The sequence below is a fragment of the Streptomyces prunicolor genome (genome assembly GCF_045162825.1).
Lineage (GTDB): Bacteria > Actinomycetota > Actinomycetes > Streptomycetales > Streptomycetaceae > Streptomyces > Streptomyces prunicolor.
In genome coordinates, this window is record NZ_CP108676.1 from 9,558,200 (window position 1) to 9,577,710 (window position 19,511).

A 19,511-nucleotide genomic window follows, 5' to 3' on the forward strand; every position below is an offset into this window, starting at 1 on the left:
AAGCAACACTGGGTAAGGGCTTCGCCCGGCCCCTGAATACCTTGACAACGGTTTGGGGCCGCCCTCAAACTGACGTTGCGCTTACCGCAATCCGTTTCGCTATACGCACCGAGGTGTCATGATGATTCCCGCGTGCCTTCTCGTGGATCTGCCGCGAGGCGAGGCCTACCGGCTCGACATCGATCCGCCGGTTTCGGTGTTCCACACCGACGACGGCGAGGTCTTCGCCATCGACGACACGTGCACCCACCAGGACGCCTCACTCGCGGACGGCTGGCTGGAGGGCTGCGAGGTGGAATGCCCGCTGCACGCTTCGAAGTTCGACCTGCGGACGGGAGCCGTCGACGCCCCGCCGGCCAAGCGCCCGGTGCGTACGCACGAGGTGCTCGTCCAGGACGGCATGATCTACGTCGTGCCGTCCACGGACGCCCCGAACCTGCCGCCCTGCGTCGCGGCCCGGCTCGCCTCGGGCCCCGCGTGAGGACCGTGGCCGTGGTGGGCGCTTCGCTGGCCGGGCTGTCGGCGGCTCGCTCACTGCGGAAACAGGGCTACGACGGACGGCTCGTCGTCATCGGCGACGAACCCCATCGCCCGTACGACAGGCCGCCGTTGTCCAAGGAGTTCCTCGCCGGGACGCTCACCGAAGCCGATCTCCTGCTGGAGATGGACGACGAGGACCTGCACGCGGAGTGGCTGCTCGGTGTCCGTGCCGTCGGGCTCCAAGTCGACGGCGTGGAGCGGGTGTTGCTCCTCGACGACGGGCGGGAGGTGCGGGCCGACGGCGTGGTCGTCGCGACCGGCGCGGCGGCGCGGAACCTGCCCGGCACGGACGGACTGGCCGGGGTGCACACCCTGCGCACTCTGGACGACGCCCGCGCCCTGCGCGACGAACTCGCCCTGGGCGGACGGCTGGTGGTGATCGGCGGCGGCTTCATCGGCGCCGAGGTCGCCTCCACGGCGTACGCCCTCGGACTCGACGTGACGGTGATCGAGGCCGCGCCGACCCCCCTCGCGGGACCGCTCGGCGAGACCATGGGCGGCGTCGTCTCCGCCCTCCACGAGGCCCACGGCGTACGGCTGTTGTGCGGTGTCGGGGTCAAAGGGCTGAGCGGGGAGGCCCGCGTCGACGCCGTGCTGCTGGAGGACGGGCGAACTGTCCCCGCGGACATGGTCGTTGTCGGTGTCGGCGCCCGGCCGTGCGTCGAGTGGCTGGAGGGTTCGGGGGTCGAGCTCGACAACGGCGTCAAGTGCGGTGCCGACGGCCGCACCAGCCTCGCCGGCGTGGTCGCCGTAGGAGATTGTGCCAACTGGTATGACCCGCAGGCGGGTTCGCACCGGCGGGTCGAGCACTGGACCGGGGCGCGGGAGCGGCCCGATGCTGCCGTGGCCGCGCTGTTGTCGTGGGGTGCGGTGGAGGCGGGGGCGCCGCGGCCGCCGTACTTCTGGTCGGACCAGTACGGCGTGAAGATCCAGTTCGCCGGTCACGCGGCCGGTGCCGACAGTGTGACCGTCGAGGAGGGCGATCCGGGCGACCGTAGTTTCCTCGCCGTCTACCGGTGTGCCGGGCAGCCGGTCGCCGTGCTCGCGATGAACCAGCCGCGGCTGTTCATGCGGTGGCGCAAGCAGCTTGCCGCCACGGCGAGTTGACCCGTACAACACCGTCCGACCACACCGTCCGGAGTCGCTCTGCCCGGCGCGTGCATGACCGACCCACGACGTTCCCGGAGGAGCGCACTGTGACCTCGACCAGCCTGCCGGACAGCCTGATCGCCACCCTGCCCGGCTCCTCCTACACGGACCCGGACCTCTTCGCCCAGGAACAGGAACGCATCTTCGAGACGATGTGGTTCTGCGCCGTGCGCTCCTCCGAGTTGGCCAAGCCCGGCGCCTTCCGGACCGTCGACGTGGGGCGCGAGAGCATCCTGATCACCCGCGCCCGCGACAACTCGATACGCGCCTACTTCAACGTCTGCCGGCACCGTGGCGCCAAGCTGTGCACCGAGGAGACCGGCGAGGTGAAACGGGCCTTCCAATGCCCGTACCACGCCTGGACGTACGACCTGAACGGCAAGCTCGTCGCGGCGCCCAACCTCACCAAGATGCCCGACGTCGGCCGTACCGAGTTCGGCCTGGTGAGCGTGGCCGTCCGTGAATGGCTCGGCTATGTGTGGGTCAACCTGGCGGAGAATCCACCGTCGTTCGACGAGGACGTCATCAGCGAGGTCGTCACCCGGCTCGGCGACGTGGAGTTGCTGGAGCACTACGACGTCGACCACCTCTCGGTGGGCAGGCGCATCGTCTACGACGTCAAGGCCAACTGGAAGCTCATCATCGAGAACTTCATGGAGTGCTACCACTGCGCCACGATCCACCCCGAACTCACCGAGGTGCTACCGGAGTTCGCCGACGGCTACGCCGCCCAGTACTACGTCGGCCACGGCGCCGAGTTCGGCGAGGAGGTACAGGGATTCACCGTCGACGGCTCGGAGGGCCTCGACCGCATCCCCGGGGTCAGCGACGACCAGGACCGCCGCTACTACGCGATCACCATCAAGCCGCAGGTGTTCATCAACCTCGTCCCCGACCATGTGATCTTCCACCGGATGTACCCGGTAGCCGTCGACCGCACGATCGTCGAGTGCGACTGGCTCTACCTCCCGCACGTCGTCGAGAGCGGCAAGGACGTCAGCCGGTCCGTGGAACTCTTCGACCGGGTCAACCGCCAGGACTTCGAGGCGTGCGAGCGCACACAGCCCGGGATGAGCTCCCGGATGTACGCCAAGGGCGGGGTGCTGGTGCCGAGCGAGCACCACATTGGAGCGTTCCACGACTGGGTCAACGAGCGCCTGGGGATCAACCAGGCGTGAGCCAAGGGGGGTTCAGCCCAGGTAGCCCATGCGGTGACTGATCTCCTCGGCGCCCTTGACCAGGACCGGGGCGAGTTCGTGCAGACGCTCCTCGGTGAACCGGTACGCCGGTCCCGAGGCGCTCACCGCCGCGATGACCTCGCCGTCCCGGTCGCGCACCGGCGCGGCCATGGCGTGCAGGCCGACCTCCAACTCCTCCAGCGTCCAGGCGTATCCGCGCTCCCGGGCCTCGGCGAGGTTCTTCTCCAGCTTCGACTTCGAGGTGATGGTGTGCGGGGTCACCTTCTTCAGGCCGGCCTCCGCCAGCAGCGTGGCGCGCTCCTTGGCGGGCAGGTGGGCCAGCAGGGCCTTGCCGCTGGAGGTGGCGTGCAACGGGGTGAGTTCGCCGACCCAGTTGTGCGCGGTGACGGCGCCGGGGCCGCGCACCTCGTACAGGTTGATCGCGTACTGCTCCTGCATGACGGCGATGTTGACGGTCTCGCCGATCTCCTCGGCGAGACGCTCGCAGACCGGGCGGCCCTGCTGGGTGATGTCGATGCGCCCGGTGACCGCGCCGGCCAGCCGCACGATCCCGAACCCGAGCCGGTACTTGCCGCGTTCGCCCGCCTGCTCCACCAACCCGCGCGCCTCCAGGGCGCCGAGCAGCCGGAACGCGGTCGACTTGTGAACCTCGATCTCGCCGGCCACCTCGCTGACACCGGCCTCGCCACGCTGGGCCAGGATCTCCAGCACGCTGATGGCACGGTCCACGGACTGCACTCCGCCGGACTGCGAACCTGTCGTTTCAGTATCGGGACTGTAGTTGCTCACAGCGAAACCATACGCGTAGTGCGGTACAACCTGTTTACGATGCGGACTCTCATCAGGTCTTTTCGCCTGGTAGCTGCTGATTCATGCGCCAGGGGACCGGGCCGTGGCAGTGCGTGAGGCCGTCACGGCCACAGCGGCCGGGGTCCGTCGGTGCAGGCCGACGCCAGCTGCCAGGCGTCGAACCGCTCCAGGGCCACGTCGCCGTCGGCACCGATACCGACGCCCATCGCCTCGTCCGGGCGGGTGGGGTAGACGCGGGCGGTCAGGGCACGCCCGTTGGCGAAGATCTCCAGCGCGGAGTGGTCGACGAGGACGCGCAGGTCCACCCGTCCGTCCTCGCCCAACGGGAGCTCGCCGTACCGGGGTTCGAAGTCGACCGTCGGATCGAGGCTGCTCGTCTCACGGTGCAGCAGGAGAGTGCCGCCTCCGTCGTGCGTCCGGCTCACCTCCACGACCGTGCGCTCCGCGCCGTCCGGTGTCTCGCGGACCACGAGCCGGGCGGAAGATCCGGGGGCGAGACGCAGCGTGGTCTCGATGTCCAGCTGGTCCCCGCGCACGGCGCCGAGTCGGGTGTACGGCTCGGTCAGCGCGCCCGGCGCCACCTCCTCGTGCTCCCTCCGCAACGCGGTCAGCTCCGGCACCGGCGCCTGGTCCAGGCGGCCGTCCGCACCGAGCGTGACGACCCGCGGCAGGGACATCACTCCGCTCCAGCCGGCCTCCGCGGCCGCCTCGTCGGTGCGGCTCTCCTGGAGCCAGCCGAACATGATGCGGCGGCCGTGCTCGTCGCGGGTGGACTGGGGGGCGTAGAAGTAGCGGCCGCCGTAGTCGAGGCGGTGGAGGGCGGTCGGGGTGAACGTGTCGCCCTTGTAGTGGCCGGTCCAGTACAGGGGGTGGTGGGTGGTGCCCTCGTCCCAGGCGGAGAAGACCAGTATGTCGGTGCTGTCGGCCTCGTTGTCGGCCTCCTCGTCCTTGCCGAGCCTGAAGAGGTCGACGCACTCCCACATCGTGCCGGTCCAGTCGAGCTCACCCTGGTTCCGCGACGCGTCGCCGGTCAGCAGGGGGCCGACGTAGCGCCAGCTGCGCAGGTCGTCGGATTCGTACAGGAAGGCTGTTCCGCCGGCGCTCCGGATGCCCGAGCCCACCAGCTGCCGCCACACCTGGCCCTCCCGCCACACGCAGTGGTCGCGGAAGGCCGTGATGTCGATGCCCTCGGGCGGGGCGGTGATGACCGGGTTGGTGGGGTCCTTGGTCCAGTACCGCAGGTCGGCCGATCCCCTTGCCACGCACGGGAGTTCATGCTCGCCGTGCCTGCCCGAGTAGACGAGCGTGGGTACTCCGCCGTCGTCGACGAGGACGCCGGACCAGCAGCCGTCGCGGTCGGGGCCGTCGATGCCGGGGACAAGGGCGACCGGCTCATCGGCCCAGTGCACGAGGTCGGTGCTGGTGGCGTGGCCCCAGTGGATGCGGTCGTGGGCGGCGGCGAGCGGGTTGTACTGGTAGAAGAGGTGGTAGACGCCGTTCCACTGGGTCAGGCCGTTGGGGTCGTTGAGCCAGCCGCCGGGCGAGGTGAAGTGGAAGCGCGGGCGGTGGGGGTCGCGCAGGGCGCGTTCGGCCAGCCCCTCGGCGGTGTGGCTGCCGGAGGGGAGGGTGAGGTCGTGGGTCATGCGGCGGTGGTCTCCGCTTTCTCAGTGGCGTCGGGGGTGTCCGGGGCCTCGTCGTCCGGCCGGTCCGTGGCCTTGAGGACGCGGCGGGCGATGTCGGAGGCGGGTGCGCGCAGCAGGCAGCGCACCCAGTGGGGCTGGCCGTCGTCTTCGCCGACGATGTGGCGGACCGGTTCGGTGCGGCTGCACGTGCCGTCGTCGCCGTAGGGGCAGGACGTGGGGTTGAGGATCGCCTCGCGGTGCTCGGCGCGCTCGACGGGGTCGTAGCCGCCGGCCCGTTCGGGGTCGGGTACGGCGGACAGCAGCAGGCGGGTGTAGGGGTGGGCGGGGGCGTCCATCACCGCCAACGCGTCGCCGCCCTCGACGAGTTCACCGGCGAACATGACCATCGTGGTGTCCGCGAGGTAGCGGGCGGAGCCCAGGTCGTGCGTGATGTAGAGCATGGCGATGTTCCGCTCGTCGCGCAGGCGCCGCATCAGGTTGAGCACGCCGACGCGTACGGAGACGTCCAGCATCGACGTCGGTTCGTCGGCCAGGATGAGGCGCGGTTCCACCGCCAGCGCGCGGGCGATGGAGACGCGTTGACGCTGGCCGCCGGAGAGTTCGTGCGGGTAGGACTGGAGCATGTCCTCGGTCAGGCCGACCGTTTTCATCAGCTCGCGCAGCGCCTCCGGTGCGGCGGAGTGGCCGTGCAGGACGAGGGCCCGGGTGAGGAAGTGCTCGATACGGTGGACGGGGTTGAGCGAGCCGAAGGGGTCCTGGAAGACCATCTGGACCTTGCGGCGGTACGCCCGTGACACCCGGCGCCGCTCGGTGCGCAGGATGTCCTCGCCGTCGAGCAGCACCTGTCCGGCGGAGGGCTGTTCGAGGCGGGCGAGGCAGCGGGCGATGGTGGACTTGCCGCTCCCGGACTCGCCGACCAGGGCGGTGATCCGGCCGGCGGGGAGATCGAAGGAGACGTCGTTGACAGCACGGACGCGGCGTCGGGAGAAGACGGTGCCGACCTGGAAGTCCTTGGTCAGACCGCGTACGGACAGCAGGGGTTCGGTCATCGGGAGGCTCCTTCCGAGCTGCGGGCCTTGCTGCGGGCCACCCAGCGGCCGGGGGTGATCTCGCGCAGGTCGGGGATGTTCGTGGAGCAGTCCGAGCGGTCCTCGGGACAGCGGACGTGGAAGCCGCAGCTGTCGGCGGTGCGCGGGGCGTCGAAGAGGCCGGTGAGCTCCTGGCGCGGGCCGGTCAGCGGCGGGAAGGCGTTCATCAGCGCCTCGGTGTAGGGGTGCAGCGGTCCCGCGAACAGGTCCTTGGCGTCGGCGAGTTCGACGATCCGTCCGCCGTACATCACGCCCATGCGGTCCGACAGCTCGATCATCAGGGACATGTCGTGGGTGATGAAGAGGATGGAGAAGCCCAGCTCCCGCTGGAGGTCGCGGATCTGCGCCATGATCTCCTGCTGCACGACCACGTCGAGCGCGGTGGTCGGCTCGTCCATGATCAGCAGCCGTGGCTTCAGGGCCACGGCCATGGCGATGACCACGCGCTGGCGCATACCGCCGGAGAGCTGGTGCGGGTACGCCTTCAGCCGTCCCGGGTCGATGCCGACCAGCTGGAGCAGCTCGCCGGCCCGCTCCCGTGCGGCCCGCTTCCGCATCCGCTCGTGGGTGGTGAAGATGTCGACGATCTGCTCGCCGATGGTCAGGACGGGGTTGAGCGAGTTCATCGCCGACTGGAAGACCATGGCGATCTCCCGCCATCGGAAGGCGCGCAACTCCCGTGCGTCCAGGGCGAGAACGTCACGGCCCTGGAAACGGATGCTGCCCGCGGTGATCCCCGCCGGGGGCTTCAGCAGGCGCATCACCGCGTTGGCGATGGTCGACTTGCCGCAGCCGGACTCTCCGGCGAGGCCGAAGATCTCTCCGGCGCCGATGGAGAAGGAGACGTCGTCGGCGCCCACGACGGTGCGTCCGTCGCCGCGGTATTCGACGCGCAGGCCGTTCACCTCAAGTACGGGTTCCATGGCTCAGCCCCTCCTCTCACGGCGGGCACGGCGGTTGCGCAGCCTGGGGTTGGTGATCTCGTCGACCGCGTAGTTGACCAGCGCGAGCGCGAAGGCGACCAGCGCGATGCACAGTCCGGAGGGAACGAAGGCCCACCACGCGCCGGTCATCAGCGCGCCGTCATTGCTGGCCCAGTACAGGTTGGTGCCCCAGCTGACGACGCTGCTGTCGCCGAGGCCGAGGAACTCCAGGCCGGCCTGGGCGCCGATGCCGAAGATCACGCAGCCGAGCAGCGTGGTCATCACCACGGACGCCATGTTGGGCAGGATCTCGCGGAACATGATCCACAGGGGGCGTTCCCCCGTGACGACGGCCGCGGCCACGAAGTCCTTGCCGCGGATCGACTTGGCCTGCGCGCGCAGGACCCGGGCCGAGCCCGCCCAGCCGGTGACGACGAGGACCAGGATCACGGTGGAGGTCCCGGGCGGCAGGAACGCGGCCAGGATGATGAGCAGCGGCAGGCCGGGCAGCAGCAGGAAGATGTTGGTGACCAGGGTCAGCGCGTCGTCGACGACGCGGCCGAAGTACGCGGCCGCGAGTCCGACGACGATGGCGACCGCGGTCGCCACGATCCCCACGGTGAACCCGACGAAGAGGGAACTGCGCGCACCCCAGAGGGTGAGGGCGAGCACGTCCTGTCCCTTGGCGGTCGTACCGAGCCAGTGCGCGGCCGAAGGGGCCTGGCTGCCCGTGGAGTTGATGAACGATGGGTCGCCGGGTGCCAGGACGGGTGCGAACAGGGCGAGCAGCGCGAAGAGAGCGAGCAGGATCAGCCCGGTCAACGCCTTCTTGCTGTCGATGAGCTGGCGCAGCAGTCCGCGCCGGCGGGAAGGGCTCACGGGGGCCGTCGGCGCGGTGGCCGTGGCGATGTCGATGGCGGTCATGTCGGCAGCCTCCTCAGCGGACGCGGACGCGCGGGTCGAGGCGGACGTAGACGAGGTCGACGAGGAAGTTCGCGATCAGCACCGCCGCCGTGATCGTCAGGAAGATGCCCTGCATCAGCGGGTAGTCCAGCCCCTGGACGGCGATCAACAGCTGGTAGCCGATGCCCGGGTAGGCGAACACGACCTCGGTGAGCAGGGCGCCGCCGACGACGAAACCGAGGGCCATGCCGAAGTTGGTGACGGAGGGCAGCAGCGCGTTGCGGGCGGCGTAGCGGAACATGATCCGCGAGGGGCTGAGCCCCTTGGCCTCGGCCATGGTGATGTAGTCCTCGGCCGCCGTGGCGATCATGGTGTTGCGCATGCCGAGCATCCAGCCGCCGACGGAGACCAGCACGATGGTCAGCGCGGGCAGCACCAGGTGGGTGGCGACGTTGGAGAGGAACTCGCCGTTGAAGCCGGGGGTCAGTCCGACGTCGTAGGCGTGCCGCATGGGGAACCAGCCCAGGCTCACCCCGAACAGGTACAGCGCGCCCATCGCCAGCCAGAAGTACGGGAACGAGCCGACGAAGATCAGCAGGGGCGGGAAGGCGGAGTCGAGGACACCGCCGCGCCGCCAGGCGGCGACGATGCCGAGCAGGTTGCCGAGCACGGCCGCGATGACGAGCGCGACGCCACCGAGCAGCAGGGTCCAGCCGATCTGCGAGCCGATCACGTCGGAGACCGGGGTCGGGAAGCGGGAGATGGAGATGCCGAGGTCGCCGGTGAAGACGCTCTTGACGTAGGAGACGTACTGCTCCCAGAGAGGGCGGTCGTCGAGGCCGAAGAGTTTCCGCAACTGGGCTATCTGGTCGGGCTGCATGGTGCCCTGGGCCTGCGCGAACATCCGGGAGACCGGGTCGCCCGGCATGAAGCGCGGGAGAACGAAGTTCAGGGTGATGGAGGCCCAGAAGGCGAGCAGATAGAACCCCAGGTTGCGCAGGATCAGACGCACGGGTCGTGCTCCCTGTCGATGGGGGGTGAACGTGTGGCTCGGTGCGCGGGGGCGGCCGTCCGGGGAGGAGGGCGGCCGCCGGTCCGCGGGCGGCGTCAGCTCGTGACGGGCTTCAGCGAGGTGAGTACGAGGATCGTGCTGCCGTTGCGGTTGCCGAGGGTGGCGTACGGGTTCTTCGCGGTGGGCCAGCCGGTGAAGCGGGCGTCCGTGTACGCGCCCCACTCGGGGCCGGTGAACAGCGGGACGACGGGCGCGTCCTCGTTGTACAGCTCTTGAAGACCGTTCATCTGCTCGGCCTGCGTCTTCTCGTCCGTGGCGGCGGCGAAGGCGTCGATGAGCTTGTCGGCCTTCTTGTCGCCGAAGCGGTGGTAGTTCTCCGTGGCCTGCTTGCCGACCGGCTGCACCATCTTGGTCGACATCACGCCGCGGAAGTACTCGTACGGGGTCGCGCCGTTGTTGCTCCACACGACGCCGGTGTCGAAGGTGCCGGTGTTGTACGACGACTGCACCGCCGACCAGTCGGGCGTCTTCACGGTGGCGGTGATGCCGACCTTCGCCAGGTCCTGCTTGATGATGTTGGCGACCGAGATCCAGTCGGAGGAGGCGGAGCCGACGGAGATGTCGAGCGTGAAGTTCTTGCCGTTCTTCAGCTTCCGCTTGCCGCCGCTCTCCTTGTAGCCGGCCGCGTCGAGGGCCTTGGCCGCCGCGGCGCTGTCGTACTTCGTCCAGGTGCAGGAGGCGGCCAGCGACGTGTCGCGCCACGTGTCGTACGTGCGGGCCAGGCCCGTGCAGTCGGCGGGTTCGGCGTAGCCGTTCATCGCGACCTCGGTGATCTGGTCGCGGTCGACGGCCATGCTGAGCGCCTTGCGGACGGCCGGGTCGTTGAACGGCGCCGTGGTGGTGTTCAACTGCCAGTTGATCATGGCGCCGGTGGCCGGGAACCAGTAGTGGTTGTGCTTCTTGTCCTTGGCGACGAAGGACTTCTCGATGTCCGGAATGAACGACTGGGTCCAGTCCACCTCGCCGCTGGTGAAGGCGAGGTTGGCGCTGTCGTTGCCGGAGAAGGCCAGCATCTGGATGCCGGCGATCCGCTGCTTCGCGGGCTGCCAGTAGTCGGGGTTCTTGCGCAGCTCGTACGACTGGCTCTGGAACTTCTCGATCTTGGTGTACGGGCCGGTGCCGACCGGGTTCGGGTTGGTGAACTTCGCCGGGTCCTTCACCTTGGACCAGATGTGCTTCGGCAGGATGTAGTGGTTGCTGATCTCGTAGAAGGCGGTCGAGAACGCCTTGTCGAAGGAGAACTTCACCGTGTGGGCGTCGACCGCGGTGACCTTGTCCAGGTAGTCGAAGCCGCCCAGCACCTTCTTCTGGAGCTCGAAGGTGTAGACGACGTCGGCGGCGGTGAGCGCCTGGCCGTCCGACCACTTCACGCCGTCGCGCAGCGTGAAGGTGAGGGACTTGCCGTCCTTGGCCCGCTCCCACTTGGTGGCCAGCCACGGCGTGTCCTTGGCGTCCGCCATGCTGTGCACGACCAGCGGCTCGTAGACCGCCTGCAGAGTCATGGGGGCGGCCTGCGGGGAGAGCGGGTTGAAGTTGCGCGTGAACGTCGCCAGATCCTCGCGCGGGATGGTGAGCAGCTGGTTGCCGGAGGTGTCACCGGCGCCGGCGGCGCCCGAGCCACCCGTACAGGCGGACAGGACCAGGGCCGCGGCGGCGGTCGCGGTGACCGCTCTCAGGACGGCTCGGGGCCGCCGTGAAGGTATGCGGGAGGGTGCCATAATGGAGACTCTTTTCCTCTCTTCAACACACAGGGCGAAGACGGGACGGGATTACTCGGCGGACTGATTCGCAGTCAGACCGACGAGCGTTCGAGCAGCGGGCAGTCGATCGTCACCCGATGGGTGTCGAGCGGCTGCCCCGCTGCGAGAGCGGCGAGCATGTCGATGCCCTTGGTGCCCATGGCCTCGAAGGGCAGGGCGAGCGTCGTCAGCTTCGGCCGCAGATAGGCGGCGATGAGTTCCTGGTTGTCGAACCCCACCACGGCCACGTCGTGCGGGATGCGCAGCCCACGTTCCTTGATCGCGTCGTACGCGCCCATCGCCATCCGGTCGTTTCCGCAGAACAGCGCGGTCGGCCGGTCGCCGGCCGGGCGGTCAAGGAGTTCGCAGGCGGCGGTGTAGGCGCTGTCGGCGGTCGCCCAGCCGGGGACGACGAGGGAGGGGTCGGGGGTGATCCCGGCCTCGCGCAGGGCACGTTCGTATCCTTCGCGCCTGCCGATGGCGGCCGGGATCGCCGGGTCGAGGTTGATGAACCCGATGCGGGTGTGACCGGCGTCCAGGAGCCGGCGGGTCGCCTTGTATCCGCCCGACACCTCGTCGGGCAGGATGCACGGCAACTCCCCTGCCGCGTCGTAGCAGTTGACGAGCACCGTCGGCACCTCCCGGGCGGCCTCGGGGAGCGTGACGGCGCGGTGCCAGGTCGTGGCGTACAGCAGCCCCTCCACCCGGTGCTCCAGCATCTGGTCGAGCGCGGCGGCCTCCTGGGCGGGGTCGCCCTCGCTCGCGGCGATCAGCAGGAACCTCCGGTCACCCCAGGCGCGGCTCTGCGCGCCCGTGATCACCTCACCCGCGAACGGGCCGGTCACGATCTCGGTGATCAGCCCGAACCACCCGCTGCGGTTCGCGGCCAGCGCCCGCGCCCCGGCGTTGGGCCGGTAGCCGAGCTCGTCGATCGCCGCCAGGATCCGCCGACGGGTCTCCTCGGGGATGGCGGCGCCGGGCTTGTCGTTGAGGACGAAGGAGACGGTGGTCCGCGAGACACCCGCGTGGAGCGCCACATCGCTCATGGTCACGCGATGCGTCCTGTTCGTGGCCACTTCCAGTCCCCTTCGACCAGCCGGAGGCGAGACACCGTCTCCGGTTACGCGCTTTAATAACGCGCGTTACTTCCTTGTGGCAGGGAAGTTACGTCCGTCTTGAGCGGCATGTCAATACCTGCGCAGGGGCTGCATCAGGCCACCCATTCCGGTGCCCTCCCCACCCGCGCTCTTCCTGGGGGAGGCAGACAGTCACCATGGCCCGACCCCGGGCCCCCGTCCGTGTCACCGTCCTCGGGGAGCGCGTCGCCGACGCCTTCACCGACCCCGCCCGGTCCAGCTCCGACGAGCTCGCGCTACGGGCCCTGCCCGGGTGGCGGCCCAGCCAACACTGCCGTCGCCCTCGCCAGGCTCGGCACCCGCACCCGCTTCCTCGGGCGCCTCTCCACGGATGTCTTCGGCACCCTCTTCCGTGCCCGCCTCAGCGCCTCCGGCGTCGACCCGACCGGCAGCGTGACCGCCCCCGAGCCCAGCACCTTCGTCGTCGCCGACCTCGACGAGACCGGCCGGGCCACGTACACCTTCTACGCCGACGGCGCGTCGGCGGTGCTGCCGCCGTCCGAGGCCGACACCGTATCGACCCGCCTGCGCGCGGTCGCCCACTCCTGCGACTCCTGCCATTGCTGCGCGGCCGCGGCGGGCTCACCCCTGGATGCGGTCGGCCAACTCGCGCAGGAGGAGACCGTGTTGACGCGACCAAGGCCTCGGAGTCTTGGTCGACTCCGCCAAGGCCTCGGGGTCTTGGTTGACTCCGCCAAGGCCTCGGAGTCGAGTGCTGACAGCCCGCGGCCATGCCGATGCGGACGCGATGCGCACTGCCTCTGCTCACCGGGAGCCCTTATGGCTGTCGGGGCAACTCGGTTCGGCTGGACGGCAGTTGACCGACCGCCCGCTGCCAGGCCGCCTCCACGGCTGTGCGGGCGTGGGCGGTGGCCTCGGGGATGTCTCCGGTGAGCTGGACGGGGTCGCCGACGTGGACGTGGAGGTCCGGGCGGCGCAGCGGCGCGGTGATGACACCGGCGATCTGCTTGACCCGGCCACCGGAGACGATCCGGCGGGCACCGGCATGTCCGAGCGGGACAACGGGTGCGCCAGTGGTGAGCGCGAGGCGGGCCAGACCGGTGCGGAAGGCGCCGGGTTCGCGGTCCGTGGAGTCCCGGCGGCGGGGGAGTCCGCCCTCGGGGTAGATCACCACGACCCGGCCGGCGGCGAGTGCGTCGGCCGCCAGCTCCAGCGCCGCCGCCGCGCTACGGCTGCCCCGGTGCACCGGTATGTGGCCCTCGCGGGTGAGAGAACGACCGAGGAAGGGGACCTTCCACAGCCCGGCGGTGGCGAGGACGACCGGCTCGACGCCCAGCCGGTGCAGCGCGGCCAGGACGAGTCCGGGATCCGCCAGGGCGGTGTGGTTCGGCGCGACGATGCTGCCGGGCGCGATGGTGCCGGCCGCCCCGGTGGTCACCGTCAGGCGGCCGAGGAGGGGGACGACGGTACGGGCGAAGGCGCTGAGCACGTGCTGCTGACTCTCTGATCTGCCGGTGATGCGCGGAGTGCGGACGATCTGTATCGTCACGCGGCCGGGTGGCAGGGGGCATGAGTACGCGTACTCACCACACCGGCAGTCCGTCGCCCCCGACCAGGCGCCTTGCTCCTGACCTGGTGAACCCCTAGGGTGAATGCGCTTACATCAGGTGCTTGCATCACGTGCTCGCATCACCTGCTTGCACAACGTGCTCGCATCCCGTGCAGACATCACGCGCCTACGCCGCTACGCGCACCGACCACATGAGGGTTCCGTCCCATGAGTACCGTCCCCACGGTGTACGACGTGGCCAACCGGTCCGGCGTCTCCATCGCCACGGTGTCCCGCGTCTACCGCAACCCCGACTCGGTGCGGGCCCAGACCCGGGAGCGGGTTCTTGAGGCCGCCCGGGAACTCGGCTACGTACCCAGCGGCAACGCGCGAGGGCTCGCCAGCCGTTCCACCGGTGTCCTGGGCCTGTGCTTCCCCGACTACTCCGATCCGGACGCGGAGGACATCGACGCCGAGGACGACGACGCGGCGATGCTCTACTCCGACCAGATCATCCGCGGTATGGAACGCACCGCCCGTCGGCACGGATACGCGCTGTTGATCGCCGCGTCGCTGAAGGGCGGGCCGGAGAGCCTGGTGGCCAAGGTGGCGGGGCGCGTCGACGGGTTCGCCGTGATGGCGCGCACCGTGCCGACCGAGGAGCTGGAGGTGATCTCCAGGCGGCAGCCCGTGGTGATGCTCGCCGGACCGCGCGAAGGGGGCGACCAGCTCGACCACTTGGATCATGTGGAGGTCGCCAACGCCGACGGGCAGCGGGAGTTGACCCGACACCTCATCGAGGACCACGGGCTGCGGCGCCTGGCGTACATCGGCTCCGCCGAGGAGTCGCCGGACGTGGCGGCCCGCTTCCGGGGCTTCCGGGAAGCCTGCGCCGCGGCGGACGTGGCGACGGATCATGAACCGGTCCTGCGGATGCCGATGATGACGCAGGCCGACGGGGCCAGCGCGGTGGACGTCCTGGCCGACCGGAACGGCCCACTGCCCGAGGCCCTCGTCCTCGCCAACGACCAGATGGCCGTCGGCGCCCTGCACGCCTTGCAGCGCCGGGGACTTCGGGTTCCCGAGGATGTGGTGGTGACCGGCTTCGACGGGATCCCGCTCGGCCGGCTGGTGCGGCCGGCGCTGACGACGGTGCGTCAGCCCATGCTGAAACTGGGGGAGCGGGCCGCCGAGTTGCTCGTACAGCGACTCGGCGGAGGGCCCGACAGGGAGCCGGTGTCGCTGATGCTCCCGGTCACCGTCGTGCGCCGCGCCAGCTGTGGATGTGGCGAGGGTGAGAGCGAGGAGAGCGGAACTCAACTGGCGTAGATTCCCGGCGGGTTGGCGAGATCTCCTGACGGACCCTCAGGTCGCGGGCGCGATCGGCGGGCCGGGACGGGAGGTTCACCGCCTCGCCAGTGGGACTCCGAGAACTCCGTGGTCGTGTCCGACGATCACCTCGGGACCTGCGGCGGCCAAGCAGGTGATGGTCACGTCCAGGAGTATCTGCCGTACGGCACCGGTCGCCGGTTCCCACACGCGCAGGCTGTGCCCGTGTCGGGTGCCGGTGACCAGGACGGTGCGGCCGTCGTGCAGCGTGGTGGCGGCCATGACCTGAAGGCCGGCGGTGCCCGTCGCGGGCGGCAGCCCCTCGCCGACCGGCGCGCCGGTAGCGGGGTCCCAGACCATGACCGCGCCGCGATCGTCGCCGGTGGCGAGGAGGGCTCCGTCGGCCGTGGGCACAGCCGCTACGGCTGCCACCCGGTGTCCGGCATCGCTGAGCGCACGATCCTTCAACTGCACTGCCGCGCCCGGCTCCCAGGGGTCGTCGACGGCCGGATCCCACATGTGGACGCCGCCCTGGGTGTCCACGGCCGCGATCAGCGTGTGGCCGCCGGAGACCGGGACGGCGGTGACCGAACGGATCGGACGGCCGGAGGGGTTGAGGCGCCCGAGGGACTCGCCCGTGGCCGGGTCCCGCAACCGGACCGCGCCTCGGGAGGTGGCGGTGACGAGGAGAGTCCGCCCGTCTGGGAGGGGCGCGCCACACATCCCGGTCACCTCACCGAGCCAGTTGGCGGCGGGTTCGAGAACCGGCCGCCCGGTGACGGCATCCCACAGGGCGATTGTTCCGGTATCGCCTCCGCTCGCCAGAAGCACACGGCCGTCGGGAAGGGGCAGGGCCGCCATCGAGAGGACGCGATCGGGATGCCCCGGCAACGGCCCATGGACGAGTCGCCCGTCGGTCACATCCCAGAGGCGCAGCTCGCCCCTGCCGCCGGTTCCGGTTCCGGTTCCGTTTCCGGCTCCGGCTCCGGCCACGAGAGTCGCCCCACCGGGGATGGACGCCACCGTCAGTGAGTCGACGCCGCCGGACGAGCCCGGCGCGGAGTCGGAGAACACGGTGATACGGCCCCAGGGCGTGCCGTCGGCGGTGAGCAGTGCGTCTCCGTCCTGCCGGAGACGGGGCGTTGGTTCCCCTGTCGGTTCGACCGTCGCCGTCGCCGGTGTTGCCAGTGTTGCTGGTGTCGCATTCGTCGCGGAGCTGTCGGTGGGCGTCGATGACTGTGGGGGAGGACTCTGCGGGCGGGCGCCGTCCGGACCCTCCACCAGGCCGTCCGCGATCGTCCATGTCTGTTCGCAGTTCCAGCAGCGGAAGTGCCCGGTGAGCAGGGCCAGTTGGCGGGCCCACTCGTCGCCGGCCCACTGCGGGGTGCCCTTGGCCGCGACCATGCCGGCGACCAGACACAGGGCGGCCTGCCCCGGTGTCTCGGGAGGCACTCCCGCCGCCGCGACCTCACGAGCCACCCGCAGGAAGGGCTCCCATTCCTGGCCCAGCACTTCCCCCTCCAACGCGTCGGCGACCTCGCCCCAGGGGTGCTGCCCCGCACGGGCGGGGGCACGGTCCGGATCAGGCAGTTGGGGAGCCGCGAACGGTGGTCGCACCGGGTCCACGAAGAACTTGAGGATCTCGGTGTCGCTGTCGCATCCGGGGCACAGCAACGCAAGGTAACTCTCCCCGAGTTGGAGATCCCACAGCGCCGCGCCGATGTGGTGACCGGCGAAGGCGACGCAGCTCAGGGCGAGTTGGACGCTGACCTTCGCGGGAGCGCCGGCGGTGAGGAAGCTCCGTATGGCCGCCTGCTCGGCCAGCCGGAGCGCGGCGCTGAACCCCGGCTCCAGATCGGCCGGAACAGGGGGCCTGTCCTCGGCGGTCACGATGACCCCCAGGTCCACCCAGAAATCCACGGACCGTCCCGGCGGCAACTCCGCTGCGACCTCGACGAGATGGGGCAGAACCGCGTAGGCGCTGTCGTAGACGGTCCCGTCGTCCAGCAGGTCGTCGGTCATGTACGTCCAGGCCTGCCTCCACTCATCGTCGGCACCGGTAACGGCCGTTGAGGTCATGAGGTCCAGCAGCGCTTGCACCTCCTCGGCTGTCACACCGGCCAGGTCACGCCAACGAGGGCTCTGCAGAGGCAGTTTCGGAATCATGGAGCGAGTCTCGCAATCAGCACTGACAAGGAGAGGAAGGAAACAGCAAAGGCGAAGAGGAGGGAGATGAAGAGAGAGATGAAGAGGGAGATGAGAACGGCGAGGAGGAGGGAGATGAGAACGGCGAGGAGGAGGGAGATGAGGACGGCGAGGAAGAGGGTCGGAGGGCGGGGTGGTGTGCGGTAGGGCAGCCCATCACGACCTGTCGCCCAGCACCGGCTGCGGCAGCTGCTGCTCGGCGAGGTCGGCGATCGTCGCCGGCGCGCGGGGCGCGAGCCGCTCCAGCAGGGGCAGGGCAGTTGCCCAGTCGTCGAGGATGATGACCTGTCCGGCCAGTCTGCGGGCGCGGGGCGGATCGGACAGCTCCGCGAGTACGGCCAGTGCGCGGGCCCGGGTCGCGCGGTAGGCGATCGAGTGGGCGAGGACCTCGGCGCGGTCCGGATCGCCGCGCCGGGCGAGTTCCTGGACGACCGCGATCAGCGCCTCGCCTTGCGCCCAGCGGTCGGTGATGGAGTGGGCCACGGTCTCGGCGCGGTCCGGATCACCGCGTCGGGCCAACTCCCGGACCACGTCGATCAATGCCCTGGCCTGTACCCGGTGGTCGGTGATCCCGCGCGCGAGAGCCTCGGCCCGGTCCACGTCGCCGAAGCGCGCCAACTGGCCGACGATCTCCGCCTGTTGCCCCGCGCGCGCTGCGGGAGAGTCGATCCGGTCGGCGAGCACCACGGCCCGCTCGACCTCCCCGCGCCGGGCCAGCAGAAGGATCAGGGAGTGCAGCAGATCATGGCGATCAAGGCCGACGACGGTGTCGAGCAGCGCCTCCGCCCGGTCCGCCAGGGCAAGGGCCACGTCCTGGGCGGCGGTCTCGGCGACCGCGTCCAGCACGCAGGCCATGTCCGAGGCGCCGAGCGGGGAGCTGGGCGGCGGCAGGTAGGTGACAAACGTGTCCGGGTCTCCTTGCCTGGCTGTGTCCTGGTCGACGGGTTCGGCGCCGTCCAATGGAGACTGACCGGCGCAGGCGCAGGCGCAGGCGCAGGCGCAGGCGCAGGCGTCGGCGTCGGCTCCGGCTCCGGCTCCGGCCTCAGGTTCGGCTCCGGCCTCGGCTCCGGCTCCGGCTCCGGCTCCGGCCTCGGCTTCGGCCCCGGCTTCGGCCCCGGTTTCGGCTCCGGCCTTGGCGTCCGCTCCGGCCTCAGGTTCAGCCCCGGTTTCGGCCCTGGCCCCGGCTCCGGCCCTAGCTCCGGCCTCGGCTCCGGATCCGGCTCCGGCCTTGGCGTCCGCTCCGGTTCCGGCCCCGGCTCCGGTTCCGGCCCCGGCTCCGGCTCCGGCCCTGGCTCCGGCCTCGGCTCCGGATCCGGCTCCGGCCTTGGCGTCCGCTCCGGTTCCGGCCCCGGCTCCGGCCCTAGCTCCGGCCTCGGCCTCAGCTCCGGCCCCGGCCTCAGCTCCGGCCCCGGCCCCGGCTCTGGCTTCGGCCCCGGCCCCGGCGTAGACCCCGGCCCCGGCGTAGGCCCCGGCCCCGGCGTAGGCCCCGGCCCCGGCGTCAAGCGAGCGGGCCAGAAGCGCATCGACCCGGTCCAGCTCTCCCCTCAGCACCTCCCGGATCAACACCACGGCCAGCGGCCCGGGTTGGCCCCACGGGCTCGGACTGTGGGACCGCGCGAAGTCCTCGACGCGGTCGGCGAGCAAGGCTGCCCGGACCTCGTCGCCGGTGGCGTCGGCCACGTCCACGAGGAGGGCGAGCACCCCTCCCGCCCCGTCGAAACCGGCGGAACTCGCCTCCGCGTCGGCACGATCGGCGAACTTGAGCGCGTCGAGGGTGTCGCCGTTGTCCGCCGCCGCCTTCGCCAACAGAGCCCAAGCCTTACCCCAGTTGTGCGGATAGCGGATGCTCTCCGCCACGGCGACAGCCCTCTCACGCTCACCGGCCCGGGCCCACGCCGGTACGAGGGCGACCAGCGCCTGGTCCCGTAGCTGGCGTACGGGGATCGACTCGGCCAACTCCTGGGCGCCGCACAGGTCTTCGGCGCCGGCCGCGGCCTTCACCAGGGCCAGGAGTTCCTCGCTTCGCGTGGTCTCGTCATCGGTCGTGTACGCCAGTTCGGCCGCGCGGGCGAGGTGGCTCGTGCGGGCGAGCGACTCCCGGAACCACCCGGTGGAGACACGGGTGTCCGGGTCCGTTCCCAGCGACAGCCGGAGTACGGCCAGCAGGCAGGGCTCGAACCCCCTTGGCACGAAGCCGATTTCGGCATGGTTCTCAGGCGTGGGACCGCGACGCCGTTCCCGTTCCCGACTCCGGAAAAGCTCTTC

General features: G+C 70.4%; 16 protein-coding genes and 1 pseudogene. 6 read left to right on the forward strand and 11 right to left on the reverse strand.

The window, feature by feature from the left end; genetic code table 11:
- Positions 1–118 precede the first annotated feature (118 nt).
- From OG588_RS43340 to OG588_RS43350, 3 genes are all read left to right on the forward strand, one after another.
- The gene (locus OG588_RS43340; protein ID WP_019062088.1) at positions 119–481 is read left to right on the forward strand and encodes a bifunctional 3-phenylpropionate/cinnamic acid dioxygenase ferredoxin subunit; all 363 of its coding nucleotides are present in this window, start codon (positions 119–121) and stop codon (positions 479–481) included.
- Complete coding sequence (locus tag OG588_RS43345) at positions 478–1,647, forward strand: NAD(P)/FAD-dependent oxidoreductase (RefSeq protein ID WP_405952041.1); 1,170 nt, start codon at positions 478–480, stop codon at positions 1,645–1,647. Before OG588_RS43340 ends, OG588_RS43345 begins: the two co-directional genes overlap by 4 nt.
- A gap of 89 nt (positions 1,648–1,736) precedes the next feature.
- Positions 1,737–2,867 carry an aromatic ring-hydroxylating dioxygenase subunit alpha gene (locus OG588_RS43350; RefSeq protein WP_405952042.1) on the forward strand — a complete coding sequence of 377 codons (1,131 nt, stop codon included), beginning with the start codon at positions 1,737–1,739 and terminating at the stop codon, positions 2,865–2,867.
- Between the two features lie 12 nt (positions 2,868–2,879).
- On the opposite strand, the gene OG588_RS43355 is transcribed toward OG588_RS43350, so the two are convergent.
- From OG588_RS43355 to OG588_RS43390, 8 genes are all read right to left on the reverse strand, one after another.
- Complete coding sequence (locus OG588_RS43355) at positions 2,880–3,626, reverse strand: IclR family transcriptional regulator (protein WP_365986298.1); 747 nt, start codon at positions 3,624–3,626, stop codon at positions 2,880–2,882.
- Between the two features lie 173 nt (positions 3,627–3,799).
- On the reverse strand, positions 3,800–5,341 hold the full coding sequence (locus OG588_RS43360) for a glycoside hydrolase family 32 protein (protein WP_405952043.1): 1,542 nt from the start codon (positions 5,339–5,341) through the stop codon (positions 3,800–3,802).
- Positions 5,338–6,390, reverse strand: a complete 1,053-nt coding sequence (locus tag OG588_RS43365; protein WP_405952044.1) for an ABC transporter ATP-binding protein — start codon at positions 6,388–6,390, stop codon at positions 5,338–5,340. The genes OG588_RS43360 and OG588_RS43365 overlap by 4 nt, the downstream gene beginning before the upstream one ends.
- Positions 6,387–7,352 carry an ABC transporter ATP-binding protein gene (locus OG588_RS43370; protein WP_405952045.1) on the reverse strand — a complete coding sequence of 322 codons (966 nt, stop codon included), beginning with the start codon at positions 7,350–7,352 and terminating at the stop codon, positions 6,387–6,389. The genes OG588_RS43365 and OG588_RS43370 overlap by 4 nt, the downstream gene beginning before the upstream one ends.
- 3 nt (positions 7,353–7,355) lie before the next feature.
- The gene (locus OG588_RS43375) at positions 7,356–8,276 is read right to left on the reverse strand and encodes an ABC transporter permease (RefSeq protein WP_405952046.1); all 921 of its coding nucleotides are present in this window, start codon (positions 8,274–8,276) and stop codon (positions 7,356–7,358) included.
- 13 nt (positions 8,277–8,289) lie between these two features.
- Positions 8,290–9,267, reverse strand: a complete 978-nt coding sequence (locus tag OG588_RS43380; RefSeq protein ID WP_405952047.1) for an ABC transporter permease — start codon at positions 9,265–9,267, stop codon at positions 8,290–8,292.
- Positions 9,268–9,362: 95 nt separating this feature from the next.
- Positions 9,363–11,045: an ABC transporter substrate-binding protein gene (locus OG588_RS43385; RefSeq protein WP_405952048.1), complete on the reverse strand. Its 1,683-nt coding sequence runs from the start codon at positions 11,043–11,045 to the stop codon at positions 9,363–9,365.
- 74 nt (positions 11,046–11,119) lie between these two features.
- Complete coding sequence (locus OG588_RS43390) at positions 11,120–12,112, reverse strand: LacI family DNA-binding transcriptional regulator (protein ID WP_405953360.1); 993 nt, start codon at positions 12,110–12,112, stop codon at positions 11,120–11,122.
- A 227-nt stretch (positions 12,113–12,339) separates the two neighbouring features.
- On the opposite strand from OG588_RS43390, the pseudogene OG588_RS43395 reads away from it, so the two are divergent.
- Positions 12,340–12,685: pseudogene (locus tag OG588_RS43395) on the forward strand (PfkB family carbohydrate kinase); the annotation flags it as partial.
- Positions 12,686–12,980: 295 nt separating this feature from the next.
- Here OG588_RS43395 and OG588_RS43400 read toward each other — a convergent pair.
- Entirely contained in the window at positions 12,981–13,652 is a 672-nt protein-coding gene (locus tag OG588_RS43400; RefSeq protein WP_405953361.1) for a lysophospholipid acyltransferase family protein, read from the reverse strand.
- 288 nt (positions 13,653–13,940) lie between these two features.
- Here OG588_RS43400 and OG588_RS43405 point away from each other — a divergent pair, with 288 nt between their 5' ends.
- Positions 13,941–15,041 (forward strand): LacI family DNA-binding transcriptional regulator, encoded by a 1,101-nt coding sequence (locus OG588_RS43405; protein ID WP_405952049.1) that lies wholly within the window; start codon positions 13,941–13,943, stop codon positions 15,039–15,041.
- Positions 15,042–15,116: 75 nt separating this feature from the next.
- Here OG588_RS43405 and OG588_RS43410 read toward each other — a convergent pair whose 3' ends face one another.
- Positions 15,117–17,156, reverse strand: coding sequence for a WD40 repeat domain-containing protein (locus OG588_RS43410; RefSeq protein ID WP_405952050.1), 2,040 nt, complete (start codon positions 17,154–17,156; stop codon positions 15,117–15,119).
- Here OG588_RS43410 and OG588_RS43415 point away from each other — a divergent pair.
- The gene (locus OG588_RS43415) at positions 17,136–17,393 is read left to right on the forward strand and encodes a hypothetical protein (protein WP_405952051.1); all 258 of its coding nucleotides are present in this window, start codon (positions 17,136–17,138) and stop codon (positions 17,391–17,393) included. The genes OG588_RS43410 and OG588_RS43415 overlap by 21 nt on opposite strands.
- Positions 17,394–17,402: 9 nt before the next feature.
- On the opposite strand, the gene OG588_RS43420 is transcribed toward OG588_RS43415, so the two are convergent.
- Positions 17,403–19,436, reverse strand: coding sequence for a hypothetical protein (locus OG588_RS43420; protein WP_405952052.1), 2,034 nt, complete (start codon positions 19,434–19,436; stop codon positions 17,403–17,405).
- Positions 19,437–19,511: the final 75 nt, after the last annotated feature.

Bases quoted from the DNA above. Each gene is read 5' to 3' on its own strand.
- OG588_RS43340 (WP_019062088.1), top strand. From the start codon at position 119: ATGATGATTCCCGCGTGCCTTCTCGTGGATCTGCCGCGAGGCGAGGCC.
- OG588_RS43360 (WP_405952043.1), bottom strand. From the start codon at position 5,341: ATGACCCACGACCTCACCCTCCCCTCCGGCAGCCACACCGCCGAGGGG.
- OG588_RS43365 (WP_405952044.1), bottom strand. From the start codon at position 6,390: ATGACCGAACCCCTGCTGTCCGTACGCGGTCTGACCAAGGACTTCCAG.
- OG588_RS43370 (WP_405952045.1), bottom strand. From the start codon at position 7,352: ATGGAACCCGTACTTGAGGTGAACGGCCTGCGCGTCGAATACCGCGGC.
- OG588_RS43375 (WP_405952046.1), bottom strand. From the start codon at position 8,276: ATGACCGCCATCGACATCGCCACGGCCACCGCGCCGACGGCCCCCGTG.
- OG588_RS43385 (WP_405952048.1), bottom strand. From the start codon at position 11,045: ATGGCACCCTCCCGCATACCTTCACGGCGGCCCCGAGCCGTCCTGAGA.
- OG588_RS43390 (WP_405953360.1), bottom strand. From the start codon at position 12,112: ATGAGCGATGTGGCGCTCCACGCGGGTGTCTCGCGGACCACCGTCTCC.
- OG588_RS43405 (WP_405952049.1), top strand. From the start codon at position 13,941: ATGAGTACCGTCCCCACGGTGTACGACGTGGCCAACCGGTCCGGCGTC.